Here is a 26,120-nt window from a genome sequence, read left to right as displayed (position 1 = left end):
TGTTAATCCTCTCGGGCAAAAAGTGCCTCTATAAAGTCGTCCGCTTTAAACGGACGCAAATCCTCAATACGTTCGCCGACACCAATATAGCGGATAGGAATACCAAACTGGTCAGCCACCGAGAAAATTACCCCGCCTTTCGCCGTGCCGTCCAGTTTCGTTAACGTGATGCCGGTTAAGCCAACCGCTTCGTGGAACAGTTTGGCCTGGCTTACCGCGTTCTGCCCGGTGCTGGCGTCGATAGTCAGCATAACTTCATGCGGGGCTTCAACGTCGAGTTTCTTCATCACGCGGACGATTTTCTTCAGCTCTTCCATCAGGTGCGATTTGTTCTGCAAGCGTCCGGCGGTATCGGCAATCAGAACGTCAACATTACGCGCCTTCGCAGCCTGAATGGCGTCGAAGATAACAGAGGCGGAATCCGCACCGGTATGCTGAGCAATCACCGGGATATTGTTGCGCTGACCCCAGACCTGAAGCTGCTCAACCGCTGCCGCACGGAAAGTATCGCCCGCCGCCAGCATCACCGATTTACCTTGCTGTTCAAACTGACGCGCCAGCTTGCCAATCGTCGTGGTTTTCCCCACGCCATTGACGCCGACCATCAGGATCACAAACGGCGCTTTGCCTTCGACGTTCAGTGGTTCATCGACTTTCGCCAGAATCTCGCCCATCTCTTCTTTCAGCAGGCCATAGAGCGCCTCGGCGTCACGAAGCTGCTTGCGGGATGCGCCTTCTGTCAGATTGGTGATGATTTTACGCGTGGTTTCCACACCCACATCGGCGATCAAAAGCTGCTCTTCCAGCTCCTCAAACAGATCATCGTCGATTTTTTTACCGCGGAACAGGCTGATAAATCCGGAACCGAGATTTTCTTTGGTTTTTAACAGGCTGCGTTTCAGGCGCGCGAAGAAACCTTCTTTGGTCGGTTTTTCCTGCTCCTGGGCAATTTCTTCCACCGGCTGCTCTTCTTCTGCCGGAGGAACCACCATCACCGCCTCTTCTGCCGCTTCGGCAGCCAGCGCCTGTGCTTCCAGCTCTTCGTCGGTGATTTCTTCTTTAGCCGCTTCTTCTTGTGCCGCTTCGACAATCTCTACGGTTTCCGCTTCGGCCTGCCACTCTTCTGGCGAAACCTCTTCGGCGTTGACGTCTTCCGGCAATGGCAGCTCTTCACGTTCAATAGCCACTGGCTCCGGCGTAACTTCAGGTTCAACTACCGGTGCTGGCGATTCTTCCACTACGGGTTCTGGCTGCGCACTGACTTCCGCTTCGATAACAGCTTCAGGCTGCACTTTCTCGCTTTCGACAACCTGTTCAGTCACTTCCACCACTTCGGCAGCAAAAGTTTCCGCCTCGGCTTCAGTATGGGCCTGCGGCAACGCCTCAACAGGTTGTTCAGCAACCTTCGCAGGCTCTTCTGCCTGGACAGTTTCTTCTACAACCGATTGATCATTTTGGACTTCTGTCTCTTTTTCCGGGGTCTGCTCTTTTTGACCAAAGCCCAGCCAGGAAAAAAAGCCACGTTTTTTTTCTTTCGCCATCTGCGACTACACTCCTCGCTGTTGCTTCATGGCACAGCGTTAACGCTATGTACATAGCAGCTAAAAAAATGATGAAATAGTCTATCACTTAACTGAATACACATCACCGCCTGCAATTATGTGTTATCTGGCGGATTGAGCAATTTATCATGAAAAAACCGAATCATTCCGGTAGCGGCCAAATCCGCATTATTGGCGGGCAGTGGCGAGGCCGTAAACTCCCGGTTCCGGACAGCCCAGGCCTGCGCCCCACCACCGATCGCGTGCGCGAAACGTTATTTAACTGGCTTGCTCCGGTTATCGTCGATGCGCAATGTCTGGATTGCTTCGCCGGTAGCGGCGCGCTGGGGCTGGAAGCCTTGTCTCGCTACGCTGCGGGCGCCACGCTGATTGAGATGGATCGTGCGGTGCATCAGCAATTAATCAAGAATCTGGCAACCCTGAAAGCAGATAATGCGCGGGTGGTTAACAGCAATGCAATGTCATTCCTGGCGCAAAAAGGCACGCCGCATAATATCGTGTTTGTCGATCCGCCATTCCGCCGAGGCTTGTTGGAAGAAACCATTAATTTACTGGAAGACAACGGCTGGCTGGCTGACGAAGCCTGGATATATGTCGAGAGTGAAGTAGAAAATGGCCTGCCTACAGTTCCGGCAAACTGGTCGTTATATCGGGAAAAAGTGGCGGGTCAAGTTGCTTATCGGTTGTATCAGCGTGAAACACAAGGAGAAAGTGATGCTGATTAATATTGGACGTTTGTTAATGCTTTGCGTATGGGGATTTTTAATCCTCAATCTTGTTCAGCCATTTCCGCGACCGCTGAATATTTTCGTTAACGTGGCGCTGATTTTTACCGTGCTGATGCATGGTATGCAGCTGGCGCTATTGAAATCCACTTTGCCGAAGGATGGTCCGCAGCTAAGCAGTGCCGAAAAGGTGCGTATTTTCCTTTTCGGCGTGTTTGAACTGCTGGCCTGGCAGAAGAAATTTAAAGTTAAAAAATAACCTTATTGTTCGCCAACAAAGCTGATAAAACGCGTGCCTTTATAGCTCAGCGTACCTTTATCGCCCACTGTCAGGGCGTGGTACTGCTGGGCGTCGAGGCGGAACGTCTGCTCCAGTCCACCGCTTTGCGGTTTGAAGCTTGCCTCATAGCGCATACTGGTGCCAGCCGGAGTCACTTCCTGCTGGCGCGAACGGCGATCGTTAATTGGTTTTTCCCGCTTGTTACTCACCACCACCAGCTTTTGCTGGAGCGGTGCCATATCATTATCAACTTTTTCCCGCCGCTGCTGCATAAAGCGAAACGATGCAGCGACAACAATTAAGCCAATGATAACAATAAAGAAAAGAGGTGGTTTACTCATCTTTGTACCTTATCGGAAAATGCGGAAATAAGCATACCCTGCCCGTTATGGTGTTGTCATCTGTCCGCCCTCGCCACTAAACTGAATAGCAAGACTGTAGGCATTCCGCTTACTAAATAATAACGAATTCAAGGAACTAAGATGCTTTGGTCGTTTATCGCTGTCTGTCTTTCCGCATGGCTATCTGTGGATGCCTCCTATCGTGGTTCAACCTGGCAACGCTGGGTGTTTAAACCGTTAACTCTTCTTCTCCTGCTATTACTGGCCTGGCAAGCGCCGATGTTCGACGCCATTAGCTATCTGGTACTGGCGGGGCTATGTGCGTCGCTGCTGGGCGATGCGCTAACGCTATTACCACGTCAGCGTCTGATGTACGCCATTGGCGCATTTTTCCTCTCTCACCTGCTGTACACCATCTATTTCGCCAGCCAGATGACGCTCTCTTTCTTCTGGCCATTGCCGCTGGTGCTGCTGGTACTGGGCGCGCTATTGCTGGCCATTATCTGGACACGCCTGGAAGAGTTACGTTGGCCCATTTGTACCTTTGTCGGTATGACGCTGGTGATGGTGTGGCTGGCAGGTGAACTGTGGTTCTTCCGTCCGACCGCTCCGGCGCTCTCTGCGTTTGTCGGCGCTTCGTTACTGTTTATCAGCAACTTTGTCTGGCTGGGTAGCCACTATCGCCGCCGCTTCCGGGCCGATAACGCCATTGCTGCTGCCTGCTACTTTGCCGGTCACTTCCTCATCGTCCGCTCGCTGTATCTCTGATAAAACTTGACTCTGGAGTCGACTCCAGAGTGTATCCTTCGGTTAATGAGAAAAAACTTAACCGGAGGATGCCATGTCGACTCCTGACAATCTCGGCAAGAAAGCCCCCCAATTTGCTGCGTTCAAACCGCTAACACCGGTAAAGAACGCCAACGACTGTTGCTGCGACGGCGCATGTTCCAGTACGCCAACACTCTCCGAAAACGTCTCCGGCAACCGCTATAGCTGGAAAGTCAGTGGCATGGACTGTGCCGCCTGTGCGCGCAAGGTAGAAAATGCCGTGCGCCAGCTTGCAGGCGTGAATCAGGTGCAGGTGTTGTTCGCCACCGAGAAGCTGGTGGTTGATGCCGACAATGACATCCGCGCACAAATTGAATCTGCGGTGCAAAAAGCAGGCTATTCCCTGCGCGATGAACAGGCCACCGACGAACCACAAGAATCACGCCTGAAAGAGAATCTGCCGCTGATTACGCTTATCGTGATGATGGCAATCAGTTGGGGACTGGAGCAGTTCAATCATCCGTTTGGTCAACTGGCGTTTATCGCGACCACGCTGGTTGGGTTGTACCCAATTGCTCGTCAGGCATTACGGCTGATCAAATCCGGCAGTTACTTTGCTATTGAAACGTTAATGAGCGTAGCCGCCATTGGTGCGCTGTTTATTGGCGCAACGGCTGAAGCTGCGATGGTGTTGCTGCTGTTTTTGATTGGCGAACGACTGGAAGGCTGGGCCGCCAGCCGCGCACGTCAAGGGGTCAGCGCGTTAATGGCGCTGAAACCAGAAACCGCCACGCGCCTGCGTAACGGTGAGCGGGAAGAGGTGGCGATCAATAGCCTGCGGCCTGGCGATGTGATTGAAGTTGCGGCAGGTGGGCGTTTGCCTGCCGACGGTAAACTGCTCTCACCGTTTGCCAGTTTTGATGAAAGCGCCCTGACCGGCGAATCTATTCCGGTGGAGCGCACAACGGGCGATAAAGTCCCTGCTGGTGCCACCAGCGTAGACCGTCTGGTAACGCTGGAAGTGCTGTCAGAACCGGGTGCCAGCGCCATTGACCGGATTCTGAAACTGATCGAAGAAGCCGAAGAGCGCCGCGCGCCCATTGAGCGGTTTATCGACCGTTTCAGCCGTATCTATACGCCCGCGATTATGGCCGTCGCTCTGCTGGTAACGCTGGTGCCGCCGCTGCTGTTTGCCGCCAGCTGGCAGGAGTGGATTTATAAAGGGCTGACGCTGCTACTGATTGGTTGCCCGTGTGCGTTAGTTATCTCCACGCCCGCGGCGATTACCTCCGGGCTGGCGGCGGCGGCACGTCGTGGGGCGTTAATTAAAGGTGGCGCGGCACTGGAACAGCTAGGTCGCGTTACCCAGGTGGCGTTTGATAAAACCGGAACGCTGACCATCGGGAAACCACGCGTTACCGCCATCCATCCGGCAACGGGTATTAGCGAATCTGAACTGCTGACACTGGCGGCGGCGGTCGAGCAAGGCGCAACGCATCCACTTGCGCAAGCTATAGTTCGTGAAGCGCAGGTCGCAGCACTCGCCATTCCCGCCGCCGAGTCACAGCGGGCGCTGGTCGGGTCAGGTATTGAAGCGCAGGTTAACGGTAAACGCGTATTGATATGCGCTGCTGGTAAACATCCTGCTGATGCATTTGCTGGTTTGATTAATGAACTGGAAAGTGCCGGGCAAACGGTAGTGCTGGTGGTACGTAACGATGACGTACTTGGTGTCATTGCATTGCAGGACACCCTGCGCGCCGATGCCGCAACTGCTATCAATGAACTGAACGCGCTGGGCGTCAAAGGGGTGATCCTCACTGGCGATAATCCACGCGCAGCGGCGGCAATCGCCGGGGAACTGGGGCTGGAATTTAAAGCTGGCCTGTTGCCGGAAGATAAAGTCAAAGCGGTAACCGAGCTGAATCAACATGCGCCGCTGGCGATGGTCGGTGACGGTATTAACGACGCGCCAGCGATGAAAGCCGCCGCCATCGGGATTGCAATGGGCAGCGGCACAGACGTGGCGCTGGAAACCGCAGATGCAGCATTAACCCATAACCACCTGCGCGGCCTGGTGCAGATGATTGAACTGGCGCGCGCCACTCACGCTAATATCCGCCAGAACATCACTATTGCGCTGGGGCTGAAAGGGATCTTCCTCGTCACGACGCTGTTAGGGATGACCGGCCTGTGGCTGGCGGTGCTGGCAGATACGGGTGCGACGGTGCTGGTGACAGCGAATGCGTTAAGATTGTTGCGCAGGAAGTAAAGGTGTTGCCTGATAGCCTCTGGCTATCAGGCTTAGTGCTGAGGCGGGAACGGCGGCATGGTCAGGAAAGCGTAATATAGCGCTAACATCAGAATGACGGAGATAACACAGAATGCTGCAACCAGACGGGATGCTAATGATGGCCTTTTGAACATCAACCACAGGGCATAAGCAAGCCCGACACCGTTAAGTAAAGGTAAAAAAATCATTAGCCAGAGCCAACCCCAGGCAAGTACCCCCAGCCATCCCCCCATGATGATAAAAACAGGCATCAGCCAATTGGGGGCGAATATCGCCAGCAATCCCAGACAAACTGGAATTAAATAATCCATTTGTGCATTCCATTACACTTGCGTGCCGGATGCGGCGTGAACGCCTTATCTGGCCTACACAGAGCATCGAACTCGTAGGCATGATAAGACGCGGCAGCGTCGCATCAGGCATTGTGCACCGTATCGCAGATGCAGCTTGAACGCTTTATCCGTCCTGCAAACCGGTTGCAAGCCGCAACATTGAGCACGTTCGGTCCCCTCGCCCCTCTGGGGAGAAGGTTAGGGTGAGAGGAAAAGGCGGCATCGAAGCCCGTCTGCCCCTATCAACCGCCTTTACGAATCAAATAACGATAAGGCAAGCCATCCGTCTCTTTAGCAACCAGTTCGTGTTCCATAAAGGTACAAAACCCAGGAATATCGCGAGTCGTCGCCGGATCATCGGCGATAATCAGTAACGTTTCGCCAGGCTGCATATTGCGCACGGTTTTGCGCACCATCATCACCGGTTCCGGGCAGCGCAGGCCAAGCGCGTCGAGTGTGTGGTCAGGGCTGGAAAAGAGATCGGTCATTTTCTTCTCATCACATAAAAAAACGGCGCTAGTTTACGCTCTGTATGTCCGTTAGCAAACCAGGTTAACGATTGCGTGAAAATTAGCCATTGCATTGTCAACGTAAAGCAGTATCATGCGGCGGCTCGAAAAAAGGGTAAGCACGTTATTATGTTAAGGTAACAGACGTGTCGTACGTATTGGGTTCCCTCACCCCAATGGCTAATCAAAAAGGTACAATATGAACGTTTCCTCACAAACTCAACGCTATAAGGCGTTGTTCTGGTTATCGTTATTTCATCTGCTGGTGATCACCTCCAGTAACTATCTGGTTCAGCTTCCGGTCTCCATTTTTGGTTTTCATACCACCTGGGGCGCGTTTAGCTTTCCGTTTATTTTTCTTGCTACCGACCTGACCGTGCGTATTTTTGGCGCACCGCTGGCCCGTCGTATCATCTTTGCGGTGATGATCCCGGCGTTATTGATCTCCTATGTCATCTCGTCGCTGTTCTATATGGGTTCATGGCAGGGATTCGGTGCTCTCGCCCACTTCAACCTGTTTGTCGCTCGTATCGCTACCGCCAGCTTTATGGCCTACGCGCTGGGGCAGATCCTCGACGTGCATGTCTTTAACCGCCTGCGTCAGAGTCGTCGCTGGTGGCTGGCGCCGACGGCGTCCACACTGTTTGGTAACGTCAGTGACACACTGGCCTTCTTCTTCATTGCTTTCTGGCGGAGTCCGGATGCCTTTATGGCCGAACACTGGATGGAAATCGCGCTGGTTGATTACTGTTTCAAAGTGTTAATCAGCATCGTTTTTTTCCTGCCAATGTATGGCGTATTACTCAATATGCTATTGAAAAGACTGGCAGATAAATCCGAAATCAACGCTTTGCAGGCCAGTTAAAGGTTCGTTATCAGACTTGTGATAAGATGGATGAATGAGCCGTTATGGCCGTTTATCGAAAGGAAGATGTCAATGCGCAATCTGGTTAAATATGTCGGAATTGGCCTGCTGGTTATGGGGCTTGCGGCCTGTGATGATAAAGACACTAACACTACAGCGGAAGGTACAGTCGCGGAAAGTAACGCTACCGCGAATCCCGTCAACCTGCTTGATGGCAAGTTAAGCTTCTCGCTGCCAGCGGATATGACCGACCAGAGCGGTAAGCTGGGAACACAGGCCAATAACATGCACGTCTGGTCCGACGCCACCGGGCAGAAAGCGGTGATTGTTATTATGGGCGATGGTCCGAAAGAAGACCTGGCTGTGCTGGCGAAGCGTCTGGAAGATCAGCAACGTAGCCGCGATCCACAGCTGCAAGTGGTGACCAACAAAGCCATTGAGCTGAAAGGTCACAAAATGCAGCAGTTAGACAGCGTTATCTCTGCTAAAGGCCAGACGGCGTACTCTTCCGTCATTCTGGGTAACGTGGGCAACCAACTGCTGACCATGCAAATCACACTGCCTGCTGACGATCAGCAAAAAGCGCAGACCACCGCAGAAAACATCATTAACACGCTGGTTATTCAGTAAGTTTTAAGATGACGAAACGGCCTCAGGTGCTTCCACCGGAGGCCGTTTTTTTAATCGCCACGTCAGCAATAACGCGATTGCGACCAGCCCCGCCGCCGCCAGATAAATCACCGGTACGCCCGCCCAACTCATCACCAGCCCTGCCAGTGGTCCGGTCACGCCAAGCGATAAATCCATAAATACGGTGTAGGTTGCCAGCGCCGCCCCCTGATTCTGCTGCGGCACCGCTTTGACCGCCACTACGCCCAATGCCGGGAACACCAGCGAAAAGCCCGCTCCCGCCAGTAAGACGCCGATTTTCGCCATCCACGGCATAGTCGCCACGCCAACCAGCAGCAGGCCGATTATCTCAACGCTAAAGCAGAGCATCGCCACGTTTAAGCCACCAATGCGGTTTATGCCGTTAGGGAATAACAATCGCGTTCCAACAAACGCACAGCTAAACAACGTCAGCGCGAAGGCCGCACCATCCCAGCCTTTAGCGTCATAAAACAGCGTGATAAAGGTGGCGATAACGCCAAACCCGGCGGAAGCCAACGCCAGCGCCATACCGTACAGCCAGACGCGCCCAAGCACCGCGCGAAACGGCAGAGGTTTGCCTTTACTGGCTTTCACCGTCGGACGCGGTATTGCCAACAAAATAGCCACCAGCGCCACGCCCATAATGATTAATGCTAACGCCTGCAAACCGCCCCAGTGATAAAACACCACACCTAACGGCGCGCCCATCGCCATCGCTCCGTAAGTGACAATGCCATTCCACGAAATCACTCGTCCGATATGCAGCGAACCGACCACGCCAACGCCCCACAGTGTCGACCCCGTTCCGGCAAAACTTTGCCCAATCCCAAGAATCACGCGCCCCAGGCAAAGTAATAACAGACTGATAATTGGCAGACTGGCGGTTAACCCAGCCACCAGATAACCCAACCCGCTCAAAAAGCAGCCGCACAAACCGAAGACGACAATCTTTTTTGGCCCCAGCAAATCAGCATAACGCCCGGCATGAGGACGACTCAGCAACGTGGCGAAATATTGCAGACTGATAACCAACCCCGCCCAGAAGGCGCTAAAGCCCATCACATCATGGACATAGCCCGGTAGCACGGCGAGCGGTAACCCAATGGTCAGATAGCTGGCGAAGTTAAACATGACAATGGAGACAATGCGCAAATTCAGACGCATTCCGTTAAGCGCCGGTTCGGCAACAGGTACGGGCATGAGAAGCACCACATTTTTACAACAGTGTTTCATTTTTACCACGTGGTGGCGTGTAAATCAGCAAGAAGAATCAGAATATTGCTGGCGTGACTCCCGCTACACTTAATACAAAAAGTCATAAGGAAGCCCCAATGGAAACATCTCAACCCGATAAAACGGGCATGCACATTCTACTCAAGCTGGCTTCACTGGTAGTAATCCTCGCGGGTATTCACGCAGCGGCAGATATCATTGTGCAATTGTTACTGGCGCTGTTTTTCGCCATCGTCCTCAATCCCCTGGTGACCTGGTTTATTCGTCGCAGAGTTCAGCGTCCCGTTGCCATTACGATTGTGGTCGTAGTGATGTTGATTGCGCTTACTGCGCTGGTCGGTGTGCTGGCGGCATCGTTTAACGAATTCATCTCTATGCTGCCGAAGTTTAATAAGGAGCTGACGCGCAAGCTTTTTAAATTGCAGGAGATGCTGCCTTTTCTTAATTTGCATATGTCGCCGGAACGAATGTTGCAGCGGATGGATTCAGAAAAAGTGGTTACCTTCACCACCGCTTTAATGACCGGGCTTTCCGGGGCCATGGCGAGCGTACTTCTGCTGGTGATGACCGTTGTTTTTATGCTGTTTGAAGTACGCCACGTCCCTTACAAAATGCGTTTTGCGTTGAATAACCCACAGATTCACATCGCCGGATTACACCGCGCATTAAAAGGCGTTTCGCATTATCTGGCATTAAAAACGCTGCTAAGTTTATGGACGGGCGTTATCGTCTGGCTGGGGCTGGCGCTGATGGGCGTGCAGTTTGCGCTGATGTGGGCGGTACTGGCGTTTTTACTCAACTACGTCCCCAATATCGGCGCGGTAATTTCCGCCGTACCGCCAATGATTCAGGTGCTGCTGTTTAATGGTGTTTACGAATGTATTCTGGTCGGCGCATTGTTTTTAGTTGTCCATATGGTCATCGGCAATATTTTAGAACCACGGATGATGGGCCATCGCCTGGGGATGTCCACCATGGTGGTATTTCTTTCGTTGTTGGTTTGGGGATGGCTGCTCGGTCCGGTAGGGATGCTACTTTCGGTGCCATTAACCAGCGTCTGTAAAATCTGGATGGAAACCACTAAAGGCGGTAGCAAACTGGCGATTTTACTGGGGCCAGGCAGACCGAAAAGTCGGTTACCGGGGTAATAGCGCACCCTGATCAAACAATGGCCACCGTTTATCTAACGGTGGCTATTTGATTCGAGAAAATGATGCAATATTATTCAGAAAATTAATTTCTAAAAACCACTCCTTAAGTCAAATATATATAAACACCGAATAATCATTAAAATCCCATCCCAGAGAACGCACTGATTATATTGTGTTATTTTTATTGCCTCATTTTTCTCACTCACTTATAGTTGGTCCCCGCTGGCAGTAATTTAGTCATCTCAAAATGATTTGTTCTGATGTGCACTTACTGACTTATCTCATAAGTAAATTTTTCGCTAAATAAAGAATATAGTGATACCAGCAATTACAGTTAAATCCTGCTTTACTCGTAAAAACAATACTTTAATGGGGTTATAATGAAACACTACATGAAATGGTTTGCTGCTATTGCTGTTGTGGGCGCTTTAGCGGGTTGTGCGCGTACTGCGCCAATTGATCAAGTTCACTCAACCGTCAGCGCCGGTCATACTCAGGATCAAGTTAAAAAAGCGATTCTGAAAGCTGGCGTTGAACGCAAATGGATTATGTCCGAAGCCGGACAAGGTGTAATTAAAGCACGTCAACAGTCACGCGATCATTCAGCAGAAATTCGCATTAACTACACGGCATCCAGCTACGATATCAATTATGAAAATAGTCAGAACCTGCAAGCATCAGGCGGACAAATTCATAAAAACTATAATCGCTGGGTCCGCAATCTCGACAAAGATATTCAACTGAATTTGTCGGCTGGCGCAGATTTGTAATTTCCCCTAAAGTCGGGCCGCTTCGGTCCGATAATAATTTAATTCCCTCTTAACAGGTTGTGCCCAACATGTACGAACAGGATTCTCTTAGCGCACTGGATGCGATTACCGAAGCTCAACGCATTGCCTTTGCCCCCATGCTTTTTCAAACAGCTCTCTGCCTGCGTAATGCGGGTGTACTTTCTTATCTGGATCGGCAAGGCAAACATGGCGCAACGCTGGCTGATATCACCGAAAATAGTCATATCAACGAATATGCTGCCAGCGTTCTGTTAGATATGGGCTTAAGCGGGCGAATTATTACCTGCAAAGAGGGAATTTATTACCTGGCGAAAATCGGTCATTACCTCCTGCATGACACCATGACGCGCGTGAATATGGATTTTACCCAGGATGTCTGTTATCAGGGGTTATTCTTCCTCGCCGATTCACTCAATGAAGGCAAACCTTCCGGGTTAAAAGTATTTGGCGACTGGCCGACGATATATCCGGCACTTTCACAATTACCTGACGCCGCCCGTGAAAGCTGGTTCGCCTTTGATCATTACTATTCAGATGGCGCATTTAACGCCGCACTGCCTTATGTATTCGCCAACAACCCCACAACCTTGTACGATGTAGGCGGCAATACCGGTAAGTGGGCTTTGCGCTGCTGTAAATACAACGAAAACATCACCGTTACGTTATTAGATCTGCCACAACAAATCGTGCTCGCCAAAGAAAATATCGCGAATGCAGGCTTTTCTGATCGTATAAATTTCCATGCTGTGGATATGCTAAGCGATGCGCCGTTACCGGGCGAGGCTGATATCTGGTGGATGAGTCAATTTTTAGACTGTTTTTCACCCGAACAAATAATTAGCATACTCAGCAAAGTTGCCAGCGTAATGAAGCCCGGCGCAAAACTTTGCATTATGGAGTTGTTCTGGGATGCGCAGCGGTTTGAAGCGGCATCGTTTAGCCTGAATGCCTCCTCACTTTATTTCACCTGCATGGCAAACGGTAACAGCCGTTTCTATAGCACAGAGAAATTTTACGACTATCTGAATAATGCAGGATTTCAGGTAGCAGAGCGCCACGATAATTTAGGCGTTGGGCATACATTACTGATATGCCAAAAGAAATAATCGTCACTTAATAATTTTGGTTTACCGCGGGCGCGCGTTGATGAAATTTACATTAAATATTACCGACTGGAAGGCACTGGCGCCTGGACTTAGCGAAGCCCAGCAATGGCAAGCATGGTCGCGCCAGCCGTGGGCGGTTGACCCTGCTGCACCGTTGGCAAAATTATGCGAATTGCCAATGATGACCGCCCGCCGTCTCAGTTCTGGCAGCAAACTGGCCGTGGAGTGCGGTCTGGCAATGCTACGTCGCCATCAGCCAGGCGCCGTTTTGTATACCAGTCGTCATGGCGAACTGGAACGCAATTACCGCATTGTTCATGCACTGGCAACCGAACAGGCACTCTCTCCGACAGACTTCGCGCTCTCCGTACACAACTCTTCTGTGGGTAACCTGACCATTGCGGCCAAACAACCGATCGTTTCGTCATCGCTTTCGGCTGGTCGCGACAGTTTCCAGCAAGGTTTATGTGAAGTGCTTAGCCTGTTACAAGCGGGATACCAGCGCGTGTTGATGGTCGATTTTGATGGCTTTCTGCCTGAGTTCTATCACCCACAACTGCCAGCAGAAATGCCGACCTGGCCGTACGCCGTCGCGCTGGTGATTGAAGCTGGCGATGACTGGCAATGTGAAACACAGCCAGTCATTGCGGGCAATGAAACATCACTGCCGCAAAGCATGTTGTTTTTACAGCACTTTTTACAAAACGTTGATAAATTTTCACTGCCTGGCGAGCGCGTGCAATGGCGCTGGAGCCGCAGATGAGTAAGCTGATGTCGCGCCTGGAGTGGACATGGCGACTGGTTATGACCGGGTTGTGTTTTGCCCTGTTTGGCCTCGGCGGACTACTGCTCTCTGTAGTGTGGTTTAACGTATTGTTGGTTTTGGTGTGGGATACTTCCCGCCGCCGTCGTTTGGCGCGTCGCAGCATTGCCGTCAGTTTTCGCCTGTTTTTAACAGTCGCAAAAGGGCTTGGCGTGCTGGATTATCGGATTAATGGGGCTGAAATCTTACGTCAGGAACGCGGTTGCCTCGTCGTAGCCAATCATCCCACACTGATCGATTACGTACTGCTGGCGTCAGTCATGCCAGAAACTGACTGCCTGGTGAAAAGCGCGCTGTTAAAAAATCCTTTTCTTGGCGGCGTCGTGCGGGCGGCAGATTATTTAATCAACAGCGAAGCTGAAACCCTGTTACCCCGCTGCCAACAGAGACTGGCACAGGGTGACACTATCCTGATTTTCCCCGAAGGCACGCGAACGAAGCCCGGTGAAAAAATGACGTTGCAGCGCGGGGCGGCGAATATTGCCGTGCGCTGCGCCAGCGATTTACGCATCGTGACGATCGGCTGTAGCGAGCATCTGCTGGATAAACAAAGTAAATGGTATGACGTTCCGCCTGCCAGGCCGTTTTTTACGGTTGAAGTCCGTGGGCGGGTAGAAATCAATAAATTTTACGATGCAACTTCACAAGAACCGGCGCTGGCAGCAAGGCAGCTAAACCGGCATCTTTTGCTTCAATTACAACAAGGTTGTTTACCTCTCTCAGGAATAAATAATGCAAGCGCTTTATCTGGAAATTAAAAATCTCATCATCAGCACCCTCAATCTCGACGAGTTGACTCCTGATGATATCGATACCGATGCGCCGCTGTTCGGCGACGGTTTAGGGCTGGATTCCATCGATGCCCTGGAACTGGGGCTGGCAGTGAAAAATGAATATGGCGTTGTACTTTCTGCGGAAAGTGAAGAGATGCGTCAGCACTTTTTCTCCGTCGCCACTCTGGCCTCTTTCATTGCTGCGCAACGTGCCTGAGGAAAGCCATCATGACAGAACAACAAACCGTCTATCAGGAAGTCTCTGCCCTGCTGGTTAAGCTGTTTGAAATCGATCCGCAGGACATCAAACCTGAAGCGCGCCTGTACGAAGATCTGGAACTGGACAGCATCGACGCCGTTGACATGATTGTGCACCTGCAAAAGAAAACCGGTAAGAAAATCAAGCCGGAAGAGTTTAAAGCAGTGCGTACAGTCCAGGATGTCGTAGAGGCCGTAGAACGCCTGCTACAAGAAGCCTGATCTGATGTCGGGCATTCGCTCGCTACCGATTATTAAGCTGCTGACCGGATTATTGCTGCTCACCTGGCCGTTTGTGATTTGGCTTGGTTTGGCACATAACGGCCTGCATTGGCTGTTGCCGCTGATGGCGCTGCTGCTTTTGTTGCGCCTGCGCCAGACCCGTCGCCAGGCGGGGCCGCTACAAGCCGTCACACAAATCGTCGCTGTCGTAGGCATCGCCTTGTGTGTCGCCAGCTTTGCGTTGAAAACGCACCAGCTACTGCTGTTTTACCCGGTAGTGGTTAATACGGTAATGCTGGCGGTTTTTGGCGGTTCGCTGTGGTCGGCAATGCCGATAGTTGAGCGGTTGGCGCGTTTGCAGGAGCCAGACCTTCCGGAAAATGGCGTGCGCTATACCCGCCACGTTACGCAAATCTGGTGCGGCTTTTTCATCATTAACGGCGGAATTGCCCTCTTTACCGCGCTGCATGGCGATATGTCGTTATGGACCGCCTGGAACGGCATGATTGCTTATTTGTTGATGGGAACGTTAATGGCAGGTGAATGGCTGGTGCGCCGTCAGGTGATGAAAAGAGATCGCTCATGAAGCAGACCTTACCGCTTGCACGCTGGCTGACTGCGCCACGCCCTGATGACACGCCCATTGCGTGGCTGGACGAAAGCACCTGGACGCTGGGCGATTTGCGTCACGATGTCGCGCAACTTATCTGTCGTTTACAGCAACAGCCCGGGAAACGCTGGGCGCTGTGCTTTGAGAACAGCTATCTGTTTATCGTTGCCCTGCTCGCCACGCTACACGCCGGAAAAACGCCGGTGCTTCCGGGACATAACCGCGTCATCCAGCTTAATGAGCAACGTGAACTGTTCGATGGTGTGCTTAGCGACAGCGAACTTAACTGGCAAGGTTCATTGCTGTTGGTAGCAAGTTCCCCACAAGTCGCGACACAATCATTCACCTTTGCCGCCATAGCGCCAGATGCTTATATCGAGCTGTTTACCTCCGGTTCTACGGGGCAGCCGAAGCGGGTGATTAAACCTGTTCATTTGCTGGACCGTGAAGCACAACTGCTGGCTGAACGATTAGGCGCACGTCTGGCGGGTTGTCGGGTGGTCGGTTCCGTATTGCCGCAGAATTTGTACGGCCTGACTTTTCGCATTTTCTTGCCAATGGCGCTGGGATTACCGCTGCACGCCGCCATGCTCTGGTATGTCGAACAGTTTGCCGCGTTGAGTCATCAGCATCGCTATATCTTCATCAGCAGCCCGGCATTTTTGAAGCGTCTGGATGCTCAGCTATCCCCGCCGCCTGTTCAGGTGCTTCTCTCTGCTGGCGGTGAGCTACCGTGGCAGGACGTACAACACACTGCGAGCTGGCTGCGCGTCTGGCCTGATGAAATCTACGGCAGCACGGAAACCGGCGTCATCGCCTGGCGTTACCGCGAACAAGAGCAACGCCGCTGGCAGCCCTTTCCAGGTATGCAGTTCCAGGCCGAATGTGATGCTTTTCGCCTCTTTTCACCGCTGATGGCGGAAGATACCGGCTTGTTACTCGACGATATCTTGCAGTTTAGCGAAGATGGTCAGTTCCATCTGATGGGGCGTCGCGGACGCATCGTTAAGATTGAAGAAAAACGTATTTCTCTGCAGGAAGTGGAACAACGTCTGCTGGCGCTGGACGGTATTCGCGAGGTAGCGGCAGTTCCCGTTACGCGCGGCGGGCGTCAGTGCATTGGCGTTTTGCTGGTGCTGGATGACGAAGCTCATCTGCAATGGCAGAACGGCGGCGGGCATAGCCAGGAAATGACCTGGCGGCGTTTACTGCGCCCGACGCTGGAGCCAGTTGCCATTCCGCGTTACTGGCGCGTTATTGATGAAATGCCAGTAAACAGTATGAACAAGCGTGTCTATGCGCAATTACAGGAGTTATTTCATGAAGCCCCATGAAATCGAGCGCCATCAGGCACAAGCGAATCACCTTGAGATTGTTTTGCATCTCAGGGCAGATCTGTTCTGGTTTCGCGGCCATTTTGCCGTGCAACCATTACTCCCAGGAGTTGCGCAAATCGACTGGGCGATGAGCTACGCGCTCAATCTGCTCGCGCCTGGCTGGCGTTTTCACTCCATTCAGAACATAAAATTCCAGTCTCCGTTACTGCCGGAAAACCACGTCACGCTCGCGCTTAACTGGCAGGAAGAACGCCAGATTCTGAGCTTTAGCTATCAGCGTCACGACGGTGACGCCCGCCACACCGCCAGTAGCGGGAAGATCCGCCTATGTCGGTAAACTTTTCTCCCTGCGTGTTGATTCCCTGCTATAACCACGGCGCGATGATGCCGGGCGTGCTGGCGCGTCTTAAGCCATTTAATCTCCCCTGTATTGTGGTGGACGACGGCAGCGATGCCGCCACGCAACAGCAACTGGATAATCTGGTTAGCGAACAGCCTGGCGTGACCTTAATTCGCTTAGCAGAAAACGCAGGTAAAGGCGCGGCAGTGATGCGTGGCTTACAGGCAGCGGCAGACGCAGGGTTCAGCCATGCGGTGCAGGTGGATGCTGACGGTCAACATGCGATTGAAGATATCCCCAAACTGCTGGCACTCGCTGAACAACACCCTGCGGCGCTGATCTCCGGCCAGCCAATTTACGATGACTCCATTCCCCGCTCACGGCTGTACGGGCGCTGGGTCACCCACGTCTGGGTATGGGTAGAAACGCTCTCCCTGCAACTGAAAGACAGCATGTGCGGTTTTCGCGTTTATCCGGTTGCGCCAACGCTGCAACTGGCAAAACACGCCACCATCGGCAAGCGGATGGATTTCGACACCGAAGTGATGGTGCGCCTCTACTGGCAGGGAAATACCAGCTATTTTGTGCCGACCCGCGTCACTTATCCGCTGGACGGGCTTTCGCACTTTGATGCCCTGAAAGATAACGTCCGCATCTCGCTCATGCACACGCGTCTGTTTTTCGGCATGTTGCCGCGTATTCCTTCACTGCTGATGCGCCGCTCTTCCAGCCACTGGGCGCGGCAGAGTGAAGTGAAAGGATTATGGGGAATGCGCCTGATGCTGCTGGTCTGGCGTCTGCTGGGAAGAACGGCGTTTACCGCGCTGCTTTACCCGGTAGTGGGCGTCTACTGGCTCACTGCCAGCCGGGCGCGTAAAGCGTCGCAAGACTGGCTCGCCCGTGTGCGCCAGCATCAACCACAAGCAGCAAAACTCAACAGCTACCAGCACTTTTTACGTTTCGGCAACGCCATGCTCGACAAAATCGCCAGTTGGCGCGGCGAGCTGCAACTGGGGCGCGATGTGCTGTTTGCGCCAGGCGCAGAAGCGGCGCTTGACGTCCGCGATCCGCGCGGCAAATTGCTGCTGGCCTCGCATCTTGGCGATGTGGAAGTGTGCCGGGCGCTGGCAAAAATTCAGGGCTACAAAACCATTAACGCGCTGGTGTTTAGCGAAAACGCCCAACGCTTTAAACAGATAATGCAGGAGATGGCCCCGCAGGCTGGCATCAACCTGATGCCGGTGACGGATATCGGCCCGGAAACCGCCATCCTGCTGAAAGAGAAGCTGGATAACGGCGAATGGGTGGCGATTGTCGGTGACCGCATCGCCGTCAACCCGCAGCGCGGCGGCGACTGGCGCGTCTGCTGGAGTCCGTTTATGGGCCAGCCTGCGCCTTTCCCACAGGGGCCGTTTATTCTCGCGTCTATTTTGCGCTGCCCGGTGAATCTGATTTTCGCCCTGCGCCAGCACGGCAAGCTGCATATTCACTGCGAAACCTTTACCGACCCGCTGCTGTTGCCGCGTGGCGAACGCCAGCAGGCGCTGCAAAACGCTATCGACCACTACGCCGCGCGTCTGGAACATTACGCGCTCCAGTCGCCCCTCGACTGGTTTAATTTTTTCGATTTCTGGCAACTGCCGGAAATTCAGGACAAGGAGTAAAGGGTGCTTAACGATCCCCGATTTACCGCTGAGGTCGAGCTGACCATTCCCTTTCACGACGTCGATATGATGGGTGTGGCCTGGCACGGTAACTATTTTCGCTACTTTGAAGTGGCCCGCGAGGCGCTGCTCAACCAGTTCAATTACGGCTATCGGCAGATGAAAGAGTCAGGTTATTTGTGGCCAGTGGTCGATGCGCGGGTGAAATATCGCCACGCCCTCACCTTTGAGCAGCGCATCCGCGTGCGTGCGCATATCGAAGAGTTCGAAAACCGTCTGCGGATTAGCTATCAGATTTTCGATGCCGAAACGGGCAAACGCGCCACCACCGGATACACCATCCAGGTCGCAGTAGACGAGCAAAGCCGCGAACTGTGCTTTGTCAGCCCCGATATTCTGTTTGAACGCATGGGAGTCAAACCATGAAATTTTTGCCGCTGCTGGCGCTGCTGATTAGCCCGTTTGTGAGCGCCCTGACCCTGGACGATCTTCAGCAACGCTTTACCGAACAACCGGTGATCCGCGCCCATTTTGATCAAACCCGGACGATTAAAGATCTGCCGCAGCCGCTGCGATCTCAGGGCCAGATGTTGATCGCCCGCGACCATGGGTTATTGTGGGATCAAACCTCACCATTCCCCATGCAGCTATTGCTCGACGATAAACGCATGGTGCAGGTGATCAACGGTCAGCCGCCGCAAATCATCACGGCAGAAAACAACCCGCAGATGTTCCAGTTTAACCACCTGCTGCGCGCGCTGTTCCAGGCCGATCGCAAAGTGCTGGAACAAAACTTCCGCGTCGAATTTGCTGACAAAGGCGAAGGCCGCTGGACGCTGCGCCTGACGCCGACCACCACGCCGCTGGATAAAATTTTCAACACCATCGATCTCGCCGGGCAAACCTATCTGGAGAGCATTCAGCTTAATGATAAACAGGGCGATCGCACCGATATTGCTCTTACCCAACATCAACTGACGCCAGCGCAACTGACCGATGACGAACGCCAACGTTTTGCCGCCCAGTAAACGCCCCGCGCTGTTATGGGGGATCGTCTGCCTGGTCATGGCGGCGGCGTTGCTGATCCTGCTGCCGCAATCACGGCTGAACAGTAGCGTGCTGGCTATGTTACCCAAACAGGCGATGGGCGATATTCCCCCAGCGCTGAATGACGGCTTTATGCAGCGTCTGGACCGCCAACTGGTGTGGCTGGTCAGCCCCGGTAAAGAGGCTAATCCCAGGGTCGCTCAGGAGTGGCTGACGCTGCTGCAAAAATCCGCTGCGCTCGGCGACGTTAAAGGACCAATGGATGCCGCCAGCCAGCAAGCGTGGGGAGCGTTTTTCTGGCAGCACCGCAACGGCCTGATTGACCCCGACACCCGCGCCCGCCTGCAAAACGGCGGCGAAGCGCAGGCGCAGTGGATCCTCTCCCAGCTTTATTCCGCATTCTCCGGGGTAAGCGGCAAGGAGCTGCAAAACGATCCGCTGATGTTAATGCGCGGCTCGCAGCTGGCGATGGCGAAAAACGGCCAGCGTTTGCGGCTGATGGACGGCTGGCTGGTGACGCAGGATCCCCAGGGCAACTACTGGTATCTGCTGCACGGCGAACTGGCGGGATCGTCGTTTGATATGCAGCAAACCCACAAGCTCATCACGACCCTGAATACGCTGGAAAAAGATCTAAAAACGCGTTACCCGCAGGCGCAGCTGCTCTCGCGCGGCACGGTGTTTTACAGCGATTACGCCAGCCAACAGGCGAAGCAGGACATCTCCACCCTGGGCGTGGCAACGCTGCTGGGGGTGATATTGCTGATTGTGGCGGTGTTCCGCTCTTTACGTCCGTTGCTGCTCTGCGTGATTTCCATCGGCATCGGCGCGCTGGCGGGAACGGTCGCCACATTGTTGATTTTCGGTGAATTACACCTGATGACGCTGGTGATGAGCATGAGCGTTATCGGCATTTCCGCTGACTACACGCTCTATTACCTTACCGAGCGGATGGTGCACGGCAACGATGTTTCGCCGTGGCAAAGCCTGGCGAAAGTGCGTAATGCCCTGCTGCTGGCGCTGCTCACCACCGTAGCAGCATATCTGATTATGATGCTCGCCCCTTTCCCTGGTATTCGCCAGATGGCGATTTTTGCCGCCGTCGGGTTGAGCGCCTCCTGTCTGACCGTCCTGTTCTGGCATCCGTGGCTGTGCCGTGGCCTGCCGGTGCGCCCGGTTCCGGCGATGGCGCTGATGCTGCGCTGGCTGGCAGCGTGGCGGCGTAATAAAAAACTGTCGCTGGGTCTGCCCGTCGCGCTGGCGCTGTTTTCGCTGGCAGGGATGTCAATGCTGCGCGTCGATGACGATATCTCGCAGTTACAGGCGCTGCCGCAGCATATTCTGGCGCAGGAAAAAGCCATTACCGCCCTGACCGGACAAAGCGTCGATCAAAAATGGTTTGTAGTTTACGGCAATTCGCCACAGCAAACATTGGGACGGCTGGAGACATTTACCGCTTCGCTGGAGAAAGTGAAAAAAGACGGCCTTATCAGCAACTACCGCACCATTCCGCTGAACTCCCTGGCGCGGCAGGAGGAAGATTTAGACCTGCTGAAAACAGCGGCCCCGACAGTAACAAAAGCACTGCAAAATGCCGGGCTGACGGCAGTGAACCCGGATCTCAACGCCATGCCGGTGAAGGTTGATGAATGGCTGGCAAGCCCCGCCAGTGAAGGCTGGCGTCTGCTGTGGTTGACGCTGGAAAACGGCGCAAGCGGCGTACTGGTGCCGGTTGAAGGGGTTAAAAGTAGCGCGTTGTTGCAGGAAATCGCCAGCTATTACCCTGGCGGCATTGCCTGGGTTGATCGCAAAAGTACCTTTGATGAATTGTTCGCACTTTACCGCTACGTCTTAACCGGCTTGTTGCTGGTGGCGCTGGCGGTGATTGCCTGCGGCGCGGTAGCTCGCCTCGGCTGGCGCAAAGGGCTTATCAGCCTGGTGCCTTCGGTGCTTTCTCTGGGCTGCGGTCTGGCAGTGCTGGCGATGAGCGGGCAGGCGGTGAATCTCTTTTCGCTGCTGGCGCTGGTGCTGGTGCTTGGCATCGGCATCAATTACACGCTGTTTTTCAGTAATCCGCGCGGTACGCCGTTAACTTCGCTACTGGCGATCACGCTGGCAATGCTCACCACCTTGCTGACGCTGGGTATGCTGGTATTCAGCGCCACCCAGGCCATCAGCAGTTTTGGCATTGTGCTGGTGAGCGGTATTTTCACCGCCTTCCTGCTTTCGCCGCTGGCTATGCCCGATAAAAAGAGAACAAAAAAATGATCAAACCTACCTTCTGGCGAGCGTTCGCCCTGACCGCTACGCTTATCCTCACTGGCTGTAGCCACTCGCAACCGGAACAGGAAGGCCGCCCGCAGGCGTGGCTGCAACCTGGCACGCGCATCACGCTGCCGGCGCCGGGGATTTCACCCGCCGTCAATTCCCAGCAACTGTTGACCGGCAGCTTCAACGGCAAAACCCAGTCGCTTTTGGTAATGCTTAATGCCGACGACCAGAAAATCACCCTTGCCGGGCTGTCGTCGGTCGGCATTCGCCTGTTTCTGGTGACCTACGATGCGCAAGGGCTACGCGCCGAGCAATCCATCGTCGTCCCGCAGCTGCCGCCCGCAAGTCAGGTGCTGGCTGACGTGATGCTCAGCCACTGGCCGATTAGCGCCTGGCAGCCGCAGCTTCCCGCAGGCTGGACGCTTCGCGACAACGGTGACAAACGCGAGCTACGTAACGCCAGCGGCAAACTGGTCACGGAAATCACCTATCTGAATCGCAAGGGCAAACGCGTGCCAATCAGCATTGAGCAGCATGTCTTTAAATACCACATCACCATTCAATACTTAGGTGACTGATATGATTTATATTTCCGCCGTCGGCATGATCAACGCCCTGGGAAATAACCTTGACGAAATCGCAGCCAACCTGACTCGCGGTGTTGCTCCCGGAATGCGCCCGCGCGCAGGCTGGTTGCAGGGGCATCCGCAGGCGGTCCTGGCTGGCGTGGATGGCGAGCTTCCGCTTATCCCGGAAAAATTCGCTGCGCACCGCTCGCGTAACAATCAGATCCTGCTGGCGGCGCTGGCGCAGATCCAGCCGCAGGTTGATGACGCTATTGCGAAATATGGCCGCGAGCGCATCGCGATTGTGCTTGGCACCAGCACCTCCGGCCTGCATGAAGGCGACACGCACGTTAACCTGCGCACCCACGGGCAGCCAAGCACCACATGGCACTATGCGCAACAGGAACTCGGCGATCCGTCGCGCTTTCTCAGCCACTGGCTGGCGCTCGACGGCCCGGCCTATACCCTTTCAACCGCCTGCTCCTCCAGCGCCAGAGCGATGATCAGCGGGCGCAGGCTTATCGAAGCAGGGCTGGTCGATGCCGCCATTGTGGGTGGCGCAGACACCCTGAGCCGGATGCCGATTAACGGTTTTCACAGCCTCGAATCGCTCTCGCCAACCTTATGTCAGCCGTTTGGTCATGACCGCGCGGGTATTACCATTGGCGAAGGGGCGGGGCTGATGTTATTAACCCGCGAACCGCAACCCATCGCGTTGCTGGGCGTTGGTGAATCAAGCGACGCTTACCATATTTCGGCCCCGCATCCGCAGGGCGAAGGGGCGATCCGCGCTATTAATCAGGCGCTGACCGATGCGCAGCTTACGCCAGATGACGTCGGCTATATCAACCTGCACGGCACCGCCACACAACTCAACGACCAGATTGAATCAATGGTGGTTAACGCCCTGTTTGGCGAACGCGTACCTTGCAGCTCCACCAAACATTTGACCGGACACACGCTGGGCGCGGCGGGCATTACCGAGGCGGCAATCAGCATGTTGATCTTACAGCGTGATTTACCGCTGCCCGCCCAGGATTTCAGCCTGTCGCCGCGCGATCCCACGCTGCCACCGTGTGGCATTATCGAAAAACCGCAGCCGCTGGCACGTCCGGTGATCCTGTCCAATTCCTTCGCCTTTGGCGGCAATAACGCCAGCATTCTGCTCGGGAGGGTTTCGTGAGCCACTATTTATCACCCGGCGCTTATCTGCCCCACGACGCGCCCATGTTACTGCTGGAAGACGTGGTGAGCGTCAGCGATGACAGCGCGGTCTGCCGCGTAACAGTCTCGCCCAGTGGCGTACTGGCACCGTTTCTCGACCCGGACGGCAATCTCCCTGGCTGGTTTGCCCTTGAACTGATGGCGCAAACCGTCGGCGTCTGGTCTGGCTGGCATCGCCACCAGCAGGGCAAAAACAGTATTGAGTTAGGGATGGTACTGGGCGCGCGTGAATTGCTTTGCACCACTGGCATTCTGCCCGCAGGCCAGACGCTGACCATTACCGTCAAACTGCTGATGCAAGACGATCGCTTCGGCAGTTTTGAGTGCAGCATCAACGACGGCGAGGCGACGGGCCGCATTAACACCTTCCAGCCGACCGCGGAAGAACTTACCACCCTGTTTCAACAAGGAGCGTCCTGATGAGTCGTTCAGTTCTGGTTACTGGTGCCAGCAAAGGCATTGGTCGCGCCATCGCCTGCCAACTGGCGGCAGACGGCTTTAACATTGGCGTTCACTATCACCGTGACGCCACAGGCGCTCAGGAAACGCTGAATGCCATTGTCGCCAACGGGGGTAACGGGCGTTTGCTCAGTTTCGACGTCGCAAACCGCGAACAGTGTCGGGAAGTGCTGGAGCACGAGATCGCGCAACACGGTGCCTGGTACGGCGTGGTTAGTAACGCCGGGATCGCCCGTGATGCCGCTTTTCCGGCTTTAAGCGATGACGACTGGGATGCGGTGATCCACACCAACCTCGACAGTTTCTACAACGTCATTCAGCCGTGCATTATGCCGATGATCGGCGCACGCCAGGGTGGGCGCATCATCACGCTGTCCTCGGTTTCCGGCGTAATGGGCAATCGCGGCCAGGTGAATTACAGCGCTGCCAAAGCCGGAATTATCGGCGCAACAAAAGCACTGGCTATCGAACTCGCGAAGCGCAAAATCACCGTCAATTGCATCGCGCCGGGGCTTATTGATACCGGGATGATCGAAATGGAAGAGAGCGCCCTGAAAGAGGCAATGTCGATGATCCCCATGAAACGCATGGGCCAGGCGGAAGAAGTTGCCGGGCTTGCCAGCTATTTAATGTCTGATATTGCGGGTTACGTCACCCGCCAGGTTATTTCCATCAACGGAGGGATGTTATGACACGTCGCGTAGTGATTACAGGAATGGGCGGCGTGACTGCCTTTGGTGAAAACTGGCAGGACGTTTCTGCACGTCTGCTGGCGTATGAAAATGCGGTGCGCAAAATGCCGGAGTGGCAGGTTTACGACGGCCTGCACACCCTGCTTGGCGCGCCTGTTGATGATTTCACGCTACCGGAGCACTACACCCGCAAGCGTATCCGTGCGATGGGCCGCGTGTCGCAAATGTCGACCCGTGCCAGCGAGCTGGCGTTAGAGCAGGCAGGGTTGATTGGCGATCCGATATTAACCAGCGGCGAAACGGGCATTGCGTACGGTTCATCAACCGGCAGTACCGGCCCGGTAAGCGAGTTCGCCACCATGCTGACGGAAAAGCACACCAATAACATCACTGGCACCACCTATGTGCAGATGATGCCGCACACCACCGCCGTTAATACTGGCCTCTTTTTCGGCCTGCGCGGGCGGGTGATCCCAACCTCCAGCGCCTGTACCTCCGGCAGCCAGGCAATCGGTTATGCGTGGGAAGCCATTCGCCACGGTTATCAAACGGTGATGGTTGCCGGTGGTGCCGAAGAGTTATGCCCTTCAGAAGCGGCGGTGTTTGATACCCTTTTTGCCACCAGCCAGCACAATGATGCGCCGAAAACCACACCTTCACCGTTCGATGAAAACCGCGACGGACTGGTGATTGGTGAAGGCGCAGGTACGCTCATTCTCGAAGAACTGGAGCACGCCAAAGCGCGCGGCGCGACCATTTACGGTGAAATCGTCGGCTTTGCGACTAACTGCGACGCGGCACATATTACCCAGCCGCAGCGCGAAACCATGCAGTATTGTATGGAGCAATCGCTGAAAATCGCCGGGTTAAGCGCACAAGATATCGGCTATATTTCGGCGCATGGCACGGCGACCGATCGTGGTGATATGGCAGAAAGTCTGGCGACAGCAACCATTTACGGTGATAATGTGCCGCTCTCCTCGCTGAAAAGTTATTTTGGTCATACGCTTGGTGCCTGTGGCGCGCTCGAAGCCTGGATGAGTCTGCAAATGATGCGCGAAGGTTGGTTTGCGCCTACGCTAAACCTGAATAAACCAGACCCGAACTGTGGCGCGCTGGATTACATCATGCATGAAGCCCGCAAGGTTGATTGTGAGTTTTTGCAGAGTAACAACTTTGCCTTTGGCGGCATTAATACATCCATCATCATTAAACGTTGGCCCTGAT

At 54.1% G+C, this 26,120-nt stretch carries 30 protein-coding genes; 25 read left to right on the top strand and 5 right to left on the bottom strand.

Going from position 1 to position 26,120, the window contains the following annotated elements:
* Positions 1–2 precede the first annotated feature (2 nt).
* Positions 3–1,541 (bottom strand): signal recognition particle-docking protein FtsY, encoded by a 1,539-nt coding sequence (gene ftsY / locus D9741_RS02970; protein ID WP_130217748.1) that lies wholly within the window; start codon positions 1,539–1,541, stop codon positions 3–5.
* Positions 1,542–1,690: 149 nt separating this feature from the next.
* Here ftsY and rsmD point away from each other — a divergent pair, with 149 nt between their 5' ends.
* Complete coding sequence (gene rsmD, locus D9741_RS02965) at positions 1,691–2,287, top strand: 16S rRNA (guanine(966)-N(2))-methyltransferase (protein WP_130209084.1); 597 nt, start codon at positions 1,691–1,693, stop codon at positions 2,285–2,287.
* Positions 2,277–2,546: a DUF1145 family protein gene (locus D9741_RS02960; protein ID WP_130217750.1), complete on the top strand. Its 270-nt coding sequence runs from the start codon at positions 2,277–2,279 to the stop codon at positions 2,544–2,546. Before rsmD ends, D9741_RS02960 begins: the two co-directional genes overlap by 11 nt.
* 2 nt (positions 2,547–2,548) lie before the next feature.
* On the opposite strand, the gene D9741_RS02955 is transcribed toward D9741_RS02960, so the two are convergent.
* Positions 2,549–2,908 (bottom strand): DUF2500 domain-containing protein, encoded by a 360-nt coding sequence (locus D9741_RS02955; protein ID WP_130217752.1) that lies wholly within the window; start codon positions 2,906–2,908, stop codon positions 2,549–2,551.
* A 141-nt stretch (positions 2,909–3,049) separates the two neighbouring features.
* Between D9741_RS02955 and D9741_RS02950 the strand changes: the two genes are divergently transcribed.
* Positions 3,050–3,676, top strand: coding sequence for a lysoplasmalogenase (locus D9741_RS02950; RefSeq protein ID WP_064527705.1), 627 nt, complete (start codon positions 3,050–3,052; stop codon positions 3,674–3,676).
* Positions 3,677–3,749: 73 nt separating this feature from the next.
* Positions 3,750–5,948, top strand: a complete 2,199-nt coding sequence (zntA, locus tag D9741_RS02945) for a Zn(II)/Cd(II)/Pb(II) translocating P-type ATPase ZntA (RefSeq protein WP_130217754.1) — start codon at positions 3,750–3,752, stop codon at positions 5,946–5,948.
* 32 nt (positions 5,949–5,980) lie between these two features.
* On the opposite strand, the gene D9741_RS02940 is transcribed toward zntA, so the two are convergent.
* A complete protein-coding gene (locus tag D9741_RS02940) occupies positions 5,981–6,280 on the bottom strand; it encodes a hypothetical protein (RefSeq protein ID WP_130217756.1) in 300 nt (99 codons plus the stop codon).
* A 263-nt stretch (positions 6,281–6,543) separates the two neighbouring features.
* Positions 6,544–6,789 (bottom strand): sulfurtransferase TusA, encoded by a 246-nt coding sequence (gene tusA / locus D9741_RS02935; RefSeq protein ID WP_000130621.1) that lies wholly within the window; start codon positions 6,787–6,789, stop codon positions 6,544–6,546.
* Positions 6,790–7,009: 220 nt separating this feature from the next.
* Between tusA and D9741_RS02930 the strand changes: the two genes are divergently transcribed.
* Both D9741_RS02930 and dcrB read left to right on the top strand, forming a co-directional pair.
* On the top strand, positions 7,010–7,675 hold the full coding sequence (locus tag D9741_RS02930; RefSeq protein ID WP_130217758.1) for a 7-cyano-7-deazaguanine/7-aminomethyl-7-deazaguanine transporter: 666 nt from the start codon (positions 7,010–7,012) through the stop codon (positions 7,673–7,675).
* Positions 7,676–7,747: 72 nt separating this feature from the next.
* Entirely contained in the window at positions 7,748–8,305 is a 558-nt protein-coding gene (gene dcrB / locus D9741_RS02925) for a phage sensitivity protein DcrB (protein WP_130217760.1), read from the top strand.
* 3 nt (positions 8,306–8,308) lie between these two features.
* Here the strand turns inward: dcrB and D9741_RS02920 are convergent, their stop codons facing one another.
* Positions 8,309–9,559: an MFS transporter gene (locus D9741_RS02920; protein ID WP_130209098.1), complete on the bottom strand. Its 1,251-nt coding sequence runs from the start codon at positions 9,557–9,559 to the stop codon at positions 8,309–8,311.
* Positions 9,560–9,657: 98 nt separating this feature from the next.
* Here D9741_RS02920 and D9741_RS02915 point away from each other — a divergent pair, with 98 nt between their 5' ends.
* From D9741_RS02915 to D9741_RS02825, 19 genes are all read left to right on the top strand, one after another.
* Complete coding sequence (locus tag D9741_RS02915) at positions 9,658–10,707, top strand: AI-2E family transporter (RefSeq protein WP_130217762.1); 1,050 nt, start codon at positions 9,658–9,660, stop codon at positions 10,705–10,707.
* 395 nt (positions 10,708–11,102) lie between these two features.
* Positions 11,103–11,480, top strand: a complete 378-nt coding sequence (locus tag D9741_RS02910) for a hypothetical protein (protein ID WP_130209208.1) — start codon at positions 11,103–11,105, stop codon at positions 11,478–11,480.
* Between the two features lie 68 nt (positions 11,481–11,548).
* A complete protein-coding gene (locus tag D9741_RS02905; RefSeq protein ID WP_130217764.1) occupies positions 11,549–12,607 on the top strand; it encodes a methyltransferase in 1,059 nt (352 codons plus the stop codon).
* A gap of 40 nt (positions 12,608–12,647) precedes the next feature.
* Complete coding sequence (locus tag D9741_RS02900) at positions 12,648–13,370, top strand: beta-ketoacyl synthase chain length factor (RefSeq protein ID WP_130217766.1); 723 nt, start codon at positions 12,648–12,650, stop codon at positions 13,368–13,370.
* Positions 13,367–14,188: a lysophospholipid acyltransferase family protein gene (locus D9741_RS02895; RefSeq protein ID WP_130217768.1), complete on the top strand. Its 822-nt coding sequence runs from the start codon at positions 13,367–13,369 to the stop codon at positions 14,186–14,188. Before D9741_RS02900 ends, D9741_RS02895 begins: the two co-directional genes overlap by 4 nt.
* Positions 14,163–14,420 carry a phosphopantetheine-binding protein gene (locus D9741_RS02890; protein ID WP_047643688.1) on the top strand — a complete coding sequence of 86 codons (258 nt, stop codon included), beginning with the start codon at positions 14,163–14,165 and terminating at the stop codon, positions 14,418–14,420. Before D9741_RS02895 ends, D9741_RS02890 begins: the two co-directional genes overlap by 26 nt.
* Positions 14,421–14,431: 11 nt before the next feature.
* Positions 14,432–14,683 carry an acyl carrier protein gene (locus D9741_RS02885; RefSeq protein WP_000139646.1) on the top strand — a complete coding sequence of 84 codons (252 nt, stop codon included), beginning with the start codon at positions 14,432–14,434 and terminating at the stop codon, positions 14,681–14,683.
* Positions 14,684–14,687: 4 nt separating this feature from the next.
* Positions 14,688–15,269: a hypothetical protein gene (locus tag D9741_RS02880; RefSeq protein WP_130217770.1), complete on the top strand. Its 582-nt coding sequence runs from the start codon at positions 14,688–14,690 to the stop codon at positions 15,267–15,269.
* The gene (locus D9741_RS02875; protein ID WP_130217772.1) at positions 15,266–16,627 is read left to right on the top strand and encodes an acyl-CoA synthetase; all 1,362 of its coding nucleotides are present in this window, start codon (positions 15,266–15,268) and stop codon (positions 16,625–16,627) included. The genes D9741_RS02880 and D9741_RS02875 overlap by 4 nt, the downstream gene beginning before the upstream one ends.
* A complete protein-coding gene (locus tag D9741_RS02870; protein WP_130217774.1) occupies positions 16,614–16,967 on the top strand; it encodes a beta-hydroxyacyl-ACP dehydratase in 354 nt (117 codons plus the stop codon). The genes D9741_RS02875 and D9741_RS02870 overlap by 14 nt, the downstream gene beginning before the upstream one ends.
* Positions 16,958–18,634 carry a glycosyltransferase gene (locus D9741_RS02865; protein ID WP_130217776.1) on the top strand — a complete coding sequence of 559 codons (1,677 nt, stop codon included), beginning with the start codon at positions 16,958–16,960 and terminating at the stop codon, positions 18,632–18,634. Before D9741_RS02870 ends, D9741_RS02865 begins: the two co-directional genes overlap by 10 nt.
* 3 nt (positions 18,635–18,637) lie before the next feature.
* A complete protein-coding gene (locus D9741_RS02860) occupies positions 18,638–19,060 on the top strand; it encodes a thioesterase family protein (protein WP_130217778.1) in 423 nt (140 codons plus the stop codon).
* On the top strand, positions 19,057–19,662 hold the full coding sequence (locus D9741_RS02855; RefSeq protein WP_130217780.1) for an outer membrane lipoprotein carrier protein LolA: 606 nt from the start codon (positions 19,057–19,059) through the stop codon (positions 19,660–19,662). Before D9741_RS02860 ends, D9741_RS02855 begins: the two co-directional genes overlap by 4 nt.
* Entirely contained in the window at positions 19,631–21,949 is a 2,319-nt protein-coding gene (locus D9741_RS02850) for an MMPL family transporter (RefSeq protein ID WP_130217782.1), read from the top strand. The genes D9741_RS02855 and D9741_RS02850 overlap by 32 nt, the downstream gene beginning before the upstream one ends.
* Positions 21,946–22,530 carry a DUF3261 domain-containing protein gene (locus D9741_RS02845; protein WP_000595148.1) on the top strand — a complete coding sequence of 195 codons (585 nt, stop codon included), beginning with the start codon at positions 21,946–21,948 and terminating at the stop codon, positions 22,528–22,530. Before D9741_RS02850 ends, D9741_RS02845 begins: the two co-directional genes overlap by 4 nt.
* Position 22,531: 1 nt before the next feature.
* Positions 22,532–23,701: a beta-ketoacyl-[acyl-carrier-protein] synthase family protein gene (locus tag D9741_RS02840; RefSeq protein ID WP_130217784.1), complete on the top strand. Its 1,170-nt coding sequence runs from the start codon at positions 22,532–22,534 to the stop codon at positions 23,699–23,701.
* Complete coding sequence (locus D9741_RS02835) at positions 23,698–24,162, top strand: 3-hydroxy-fatty acyl-ACP dehydratase (RefSeq protein ID WP_130217786.1); 465 nt, start codon at positions 23,698–23,700, stop codon at positions 24,160–24,162. Before D9741_RS02840 ends, D9741_RS02835 begins: the two co-directional genes overlap by 4 nt.
* Complete coding sequence (locus tag D9741_RS02830) at positions 24,162–24,893, top strand: 3-ketoacyl-ACP reductase FabG2 (RefSeq protein ID WP_000091664.1); 732 nt, start codon at positions 24,162–24,164, stop codon at positions 24,891–24,893. The genes D9741_RS02835 and D9741_RS02830 overlap by 1 nt, the downstream gene beginning before the upstream one ends.
* Entirely contained in the window at positions 24,890–26,119 is a 1,230-nt protein-coding gene (locus D9741_RS02825; RefSeq protein ID WP_000198472.1) for a beta-ketoacyl-ACP synthase, read from the top strand. Before D9741_RS02830 ends, D9741_RS02825 begins: the two co-directional genes overlap by 4 nt.
* Position 26,120 lies beyond the last annotated feature (1 nt).

It is taken from the genome of Escherichia sp. E14V7 (assembly GCF_004212225.1).
Lineage (GTDB): Bacteria > Pseudomonadota > Gammaproteobacteria > Enterobacterales > Enterobacteriaceae > Escherichia.
Note: the sequence above shows the minus strand (reverse complement) of the source record. Positions and strands in the feature narration are given on the sequence as shown.